This is a genomic window from Streptomyces sp. NPDC006265, assembly GCF_040613555.1.
Classification (GTDB): Bacteria; Actinomycetota; Actinomycetes; order Streptomycetales; family Streptomycetaceae; genus Streptomyces.
The window spans coordinates 1-3051 of the sequence record NZ_JBEXSH010000996.1 but is presented as its reverse complement, the minus strand read 5'-3'; the positions used below and the strand labels follow the sequence as shown (position 1 = coordinate 3051).

Genomic DNA, 3051 nt, shown 5'->3' with positions numbered 1-3051 from the left:
CCTCGCGCGGCGGCGCGGGGCGCCACCGCTGCGGTTCGCCCGGTTGACGGGGCACCGGTGCGGTTGCGCCGGGGCCGGGCCGCCAGCCCGCGATCCGGAGTGGGCGCAAGGGCTCTTCACGCGAGGCGCCGCACGCGTCAGTCCACGATCACCCCGGCCCGCACGGCCGGGACCCGCACGGCGAGTCCGCCGCCGAAGTTCCCCTCGACCTCCGCCTTCTCCGCCGTGTTCGGATAGGGGTTCGCGCACGCGGTGCCCGCGGTGGAACCGGACATCAGACTCGAGCACGGCCCGGGCTTGCGGTCCGGCAGGCCGAGGATGTGCCCGAGCTCGTGCGCGGAGATGCGGATCGTGTTGTAACCCTGGTCGACGGCCTGGCGCCCGATGTACACGGTGCCGTTGCCGAGGGTGGTGGGCAGGGCACGCGGCCAGCCGTTGTCCGCGAGAACCCGGATGTTCGCCCGTTGCCCGGCTGCGGCCGGCCGAAGCTCCACGGCGTCGACGCTCTCGTTCCAGATCGCCGCGCCCCGGTCGACGGCGCTCCTGAACTCCGCGGATCCGGCGGCGTCATAGGTCAGGACCCGCGCGGCGGGAGAGGCGTCCACCGCCTGGGGAGCGGCGGCCACGGCCTGACCACCCGTCAGGGACAGGGATACCAGAAAGGCTGCGGCGAGCCCGCCGGTCAGCGTTCGGACGTGCATGATCGACCTCCTTGTGGGGGAAGGGGAGTCGTGCTCATGACATTCATTAGCCCATTGCCCAGCCGGATGGCCCTTGAATCGGTCAACCGGAGTACACCTGCGGCCGGCACCTCCCCCTCTCTAAACCCTCATGGGCCGTCAGGCTGCGGCCGCGACCGAGACGCCGATGGCGCTGAACAGCCAGCCCATGGTCAGCTCCCAGCGGTGACGGATCGTCGGCCTCGAGAGCAGAGCTCGCAGTCGCGCGACGACGACGAGGGCGAACCAGTAGGCGACGCCGATGAGCATGTCCAAGGTGCCCAGGAAGAAGCTGCCCTCCGGTGGGCGTGAGGTGCGGCCTCCTTCACGTTCCGCCTTTCACGCGCGGCCCGGCGGGCGGCGAGCACCGCCCGCACACCGAGATACCGAGGTAGGCCGCGCCATCAGTCTGGTGCCGTCGTACACCATCGGTGAGCGGGTGGCGATCACCGAGAGACCGGCCGCGGCGGCCGGCATGTGGACGCACAGCCCGGTCTGCGCGCCCAGTGCGGCGGCTCTGCCTTTCGAGGGATCCTCGGCGGCCTATCTGACCACCACGAGGAAGTCCGGCCCGGCACCACGTACGTCACCAGCACGACGCCGAGGAACCGATCAGCGTCGTCCGCCCTCCACTCCCGCCCCGTCAAGCTCCCTGCGACCAAGGCCCGTTGCAGCCTGCGTGCGCCGGCGCCGAGTACGCAGGGGCCACCCGGACCACCCGAACCGGGCCGGGACGGACGTGATCACCGACGTTGACCCCGAACACACGGTCCAAGCACAATCTGCGGGCCCGCGTCCTTCGCCGGCGAACAGGGGGAAGCATGTGCGACAAGTGTCCTGACCGCGAGACGATCGGTGCCCTCGCGCGAAATCCCGGGGCGCCGGTGGACGTCCTGACCCGGCTGCTGTCCGACGAGGCCATCGCGGCCTGGGACACGCTGGCTTGGCGCGCGCTGCCGGACGAGGTGGTCGACCTGATCGTCGCGCACCCTGACCACAGGCTGCGCTCGGCCTTCGCCGCGAACCCCTCGGTGACGCCGGAACAACGCGCCCGGCTGATCGACGATCCCGACGTACGGGTGCGCGAAGCTCTGGCCTACGGACCCGACTGGTTCCGCGTCCCCGTGGAGCCCCTTCCTCCTGCCGTCCAGAAGCGCCTGCTCGCCGACCAGGAAGCACGCGTCCGCCGCAGCGCGGCCGGCTGCCGGTTCACGGCTCCGGATCTGGTCGCCGGTCTGGCCGACCACCAGGACCCGGACCTCCGGGAGGCGGCCTGCCGCGCGTGGGCTCTGCTCTCCGACGACACCCGGAACCGTCTGCTCGCCGACGCCGACGAGAACGTACGTCAGGCAGCCATGTTGAAGGCCTGCCGGGACGACACGCGGTACACCGATCTCCTGCTCGACGCGGGCCTCGGCACCTTCCACCGGCACGAGGTGATCCGCCACGGCGCCTTGAGCACCGCGACCGCCGAACGGCTCGCGGCCGACGGCGAAGAGGCGGACCGGCGCGAACTGGCGGCGAACCTCAACGTGCCCATCGACATCGTCCGTACGCTGGCCGACGACGACGCGCACAGCGTCCGGCTGGCCGTGTCGGTACGCCCCGAGCTGACGGAGACGGAACGTGCCGCCGTCGACATCACCATCGACTCGTCCGACCGGCTGCATCCCGTCGAATGGGTGCGTACGTGCACCGATCCCGACATGCTGCGCCGGTGCGCCCGGTCGGTCAACATCCTCCTGCGCCGCAGCGCCGCCTGTGCCCCGCACCTGCCCGCCGACGCCGTCGAGCTGCTCGCCGAGGACGACGACTACCCCGTGAGACTCCTGCTGTGCGAGAACCAGCCGACCGTGGACGGCGAAGTCGTGCTGCAGACCTACCTGGACTGCAAGGTCATCACCAAGGGCGGTCTGCTCGGCCACGCCAACTTCCCGCACGAGGGAGCCGGGCGGCGCTTCGCCGACGACCCGGACCCGGAGAAGAGGTTGCTGGTGGAACTCGACGCTCACGCACCAACCGACGTGGTGGTCCGGCTGCTCGCCGATCCCGAGAAGCGCGTGCGTGGCATGGCCGCCGCGCATCCCGCCCTGCCGGTCGGCCTGATCCTGGAGAGCTGCAAGGACCCGGAGCTCGCCTCCCGGGCCCTGGGCAACCCCGGCCTTCCGGCAGAGGTCATGCACCAGCACCTCGACGCCTTGGGCATCCCACGCTGACGCCGAGACCGGGACGGCGCTGGTCGACGCCCGCGGCAAGAGGCGCGGCGGGCGCGGGGCCCAGCTAGTGCCGCGGCAGGCAACGTTTGCCCGTTGAGGAGCGGCGTTTGGTGCGT

Annotated in this window: 3 protein-coding genes; 1 reads left to right on the top strand and 2 read right to left on the bottom strand. The window is 71.4% G+C overall.

The window, feature by feature from the left end; translation table 11 throughout:
- Positions 1 to 137: 137 nt before the first annotated feature.
- Positions 138 to 701, bottom strand: coding sequence for a snapalysin family zinc-dependent metalloprotease (locus ABZ281_RS44135; protein ID WP_356663883.1), 564 nt, complete (start codon positions 699 to 701; stop codon positions 138 to 140).
- Positions 702 to 839: 138 nt separating this feature from the next.
- Complete coding sequence (locus ABZ281_RS44130; protein WP_356663881.1) at positions 840 to 995, bottom strand: hypothetical protein; 156 nt, start codon at positions 993 to 995, stop codon at positions 840 to 842.
- A gap of 545 nt (positions 996 to 1540) precedes the next feature.
- Between ABZ281_RS44130 and ABZ281_RS44125 the strand changes: the two genes are divergently transcribed.
- Entirely contained in the window at positions 1541 to 2935 is a 1395-nt protein-coding gene (locus tag ABZ281_RS44125) for a hypothetical protein (RefSeq protein WP_356663879.1), read from the top strand.
- The last annotated feature ends 116 nt before the right edge of the window (positions 2936 to 3051 follow it).

What these genes read in the sequence shown, in the direction of transcription:
- ABZ281_RS44135 (WP_356663883.1), bottom strand. Translation starts at nt 701, where the DNA reads ATGCACGTCCGAACGCTGACCGGCGGGCTCGCCGCAGCCTTTCTGGTA.
- ABZ281_RS44125 (WP_356663879.1), top strand. Translation starts at nt 1,541, where the DNA reads ATGTGCGACAAGTGTCCTGACCGCGAGACGATCGGTGCCCTCGCGCGA.